We start from the raw sequence: 2,830 nt of genomic DNA, 5'->3' as shown, positions 1-2,830 counted from the left end.
GCGCGGGCGCCGGCAGGTCGGCCAGCCGCCGCGCCGCGTACGCTTCGGGGGTGATGTCGCCGCGGCGGGCGCGCTGCTGCGCGCGGACGATCGCGGCCTTGACCCGGTCGCGGCCGAGCGTGCCGGCGGCGGCGGCGAACGCCGGGTCGGCGAGCAGCGCGTCGGTGCGTGGCACCCGCCGACGCGGATCGGCCGTGCCGTCGGGCATGCGTCATCTCCCTGCGCCTGCTTTGGCGGAGACGGACGGGAATCGAACCCGCCTGGCCCGGGTCCCGGACCACACCGGTTTTGAAGACCGGGAGGGGCACCAGCCGCCTGAACGCCTCCGCCCAGCAGTCAACCACATATGATCTCCATCCGCCGGGCGAAGGGAGTGACCGCGCCGGCCCGGCTCAGGGCCCCGACGTCTCGAAGGGCGGCCGCGGCTTGCCCGGGCTGGTCGCCAGGCGGGTGATCGGCGGCAGCAGCAACCCGCTCCGGCATGGGCGGTGCGATCGTGCCGACGCCCGGCGGTACGACGCGCTGCACTACCTGAGGCGTTCCTGCTCTTCCCCGGCGGCGGAGGCGGGTGCGTGGGCGGCAGCTGCTGGAGCGGACGGGCCGCGTGACGGGAGCGGCGATCACTCGGTGATCAGCTTCGCGGCGGTGATGACGGTCTGTACCACGCCGTAGCCGAGCAGCACGGTGACCAGCGCCCACGATATCCAGAGCCGGGCCTGCTGCGGGGCCACGGCGTTGGCCGCGGGCCGGCTCTCCGGCCGCAGGGCGACGGGGTCGGTCCGTTCGGCGGGCGCTACGGGAACCGCTCCGCCAGTGTCCGGTTCGTGGAAGCGTTCCGGGACGGGGCGGACCAGCAGGTTGGCGATGAATCCGACGGCCAGCACGGCGACCATGGTGAACAGCGCCGGCCGGTACGCCGAAGCGGTGAACGTGCCCGGTTTGCCCTGGGCGTCGAGGACGCCGTTGACGATCAGCGGCCCGGCCACGCCGGCGGCGGACCAGGCGGTGAGCAGCCGGCCGTGAATGGCGCCCACCTGGTGAGTGCCGAACAGGTCGCGCAGGTAGGCGGGGATGGTGGCGAAGCCGCCGCCGTAGAAGGAGATGATGATCCCGGCCAGCAGCACGAACACCACCGTGGCGGTGTGTCCGACCAGCGCGAGCAGGGTGTAGAGCACCATGCCGAGGCCGAGGTAGGCCACGTAGATCGGCTTGCGGCCGATTATGTCGGACGTCGACGACCACACGAACCGCCCGGCCAGGTTGAACAGCGACAACACGCCCACGAAACCCGACGCCGCCGCGATCGAGACGGCCGACACGCCGTTGTCGCGGAAGAAGTCCTGGATCATCGGGGCGGCCTGCTCCAGGATGCCGATGCCGGCGGTCACGTTGGTGAACAGCACGATCCAGAGCAGCCAGAACGAGCGCGTGCGGATCGCGTTCGCCGCGGACACGCTCGCCGTGGTGACCAGTGGCTTGGCCCGGACCGAGGCGGGATCGAACCCGGCCGGGCGCCAGCCGGGTGGGGGAACCCGCACGTTCAGCACGCCGAGCATCATGATCAGGAAGTAGCCGACGCCGAGCGTGAGAAAGAGCCGTACCAGCGCGCTGCCCGAGGCCACCGCACCGGCGTTGGTGGGGTGGAAGCCAGGATCGTAGAGCGAAAGCAGCTGACGGGAGACCGGGCTGGCAAGCATCGCGCCGCCGCCGAAGCCCATGATGGCCATGCCGGTGGCGAGGCCGGGCCGGTCCGGGAACCACTTGATCAGGGTGGAGACCGGCGAGATGTAGCCGAGGCCGAGTCCGATGCCGCCGATCACCCCGTAGCCGAGGTAAAGCAGCCAGAGCTGCTTGGTGGCGATGCCGAGCGCCCCGACCAGGAAACCCGCTGCCCAGAAACACGCGGAGGTGAACATCGTCTTGCGGGGTCCGCTGCGCTCCGCCCACGTGCCGCCGACCGCCGCGGAAAGCCCCAACATGACGATGGCGATGCTGAAGATGATCCCGATAGCCGTCTGGCTGGCCCCGAAATACGCGATGAGGGAGTTCTTGTAGACGCTGGTCGCGTAGACCTGCCCGATGCACAGATGCACCGCCAGCGCCGCCGGCGGAATGAGCCAGCGACTGTATCCGGGAGGGGCGACGGTATGGCGGGGGTCGAGCACCGACAACATGGGTATGTTCCCCCTCCTGCGAATCATTGGGTATCCGCAGCGACAGCTGTGGGCACGTATCCCACTGAAATGTGCGGCGGCCTACCCGAACCGGGTCGGATCAAACCCAGGCGCGGCCGGAGCGAGCCGGTGCAGGGCAGCGGACGATGAGGCGGGCCCACCTCCACTCGCGGGGCGCGGGGGGGTCTGCCGAGCGAGGGGCGCCGCTCAGGCACCACGGGCGAACAGGGCCAGGCGTACCCGGTTGGGGCTGCTGGTCTCGGTCATCAGGTTGGTGATGTGGGTCTTGACCGTGACGACCCCACCGGCCCCGCGTCGGTTGTCGGTTTCCCCGCGGACCCGCGGTTGTTGTGGCCATGAGCTGAACCCCCGTATCGGCTCATGGGCCTGGCGCCTGATGCGTGGCTACCCCGGATTCGGGCCGGCGCCCGGCCCGCTGTCGTCTGGTGTCTGCCCGTCGCGCTGCCGTGCGCGCTCCCGCTGCGGCACCACGGTGTACTTCGGGTCCTTCGCGGAGGCGACTCCGCCGTGGAAGATGCCGAACCGGGTGCACACGGCGGCAGCCAGCAGCGCGCCGCCGGAGAGCGCGGAGAGCGCCCGGCTGCGCCGGCCGACCAGCGCGCCGGCCACCCCGGCGCGGTCAACGCCCGCCCGGT

At 71.3% G+C, this 2,830-nt stretch carries 1 protein-coding gene, 1 tRNA gene and 3 pseudogenes; all 5 read right to left on the bottom strand.

Translation table 11 applies throughout. The features are described from left to right. A pseudogene (locus JNW87_RS37015) lies at window positions 1–208 on the bottom strand (L-seryl-tRNA(Sec) selenium transferase); the annotation flags it as partial. A 23-nt stretch (window positions 209–231) separates the two neighbouring features. After that, window positions 232–327 (bottom strand) — tRNA-Sec (locus JNW87_RS37010). Between the two features lie 293 nt (window positions 328–620). Continuing rightward, the gene (locus tag JNW87_RS37005; protein WP_238455322.1) at window positions 621–2,174 is read right to left on the bottom strand and encodes an OFA family MFS transporter; all 1,554 of its coding nucleotides are present in this window, start codon (window positions 2,172–2,174) and stop codon (window positions 621–623) included. Between the two features lie 207 nt (window positions 2,175–2,381). After that, window positions 2,382–2,477, bottom strand: a pseudogene (locus tag JNW87_RS37000) (DNA-binding response regulator); the annotation flags it as partial. A 102-nt stretch (window positions 2,478–2,579) separates the two neighbouring features. After that, window positions 2,580–2,830: pseudogene (locus JNW87_RS36995) on the bottom strand (hypothetical protein); the annotation flags it as partial.

Origin of the sequence: Micromonospora sp. ATA51 (assembly GCF_016802855.1) — a bacterium.
Taxonomy (GTDB): domain Bacteria; phylum Actinomycetota; class Actinomycetes; order Mycobacteriales; family Micromonosporaceae; genus Micromonospora; species Micromonospora sicca.
Note: the sequence above shows the minus strand (reverse complement) of the source record. Positions and strands in the feature narration are given on the sequence as shown.

What these genes read in the sequence shown, in the direction of transcription:
- JNW87_RS37005 (WP_238455322.1), bottom strand. Translation starts at nt 2,174, where the DNA reads ATGTTGTCGGTGCTCGACCCCCGCCATACCGTCGCCCCTCCCGGATAC.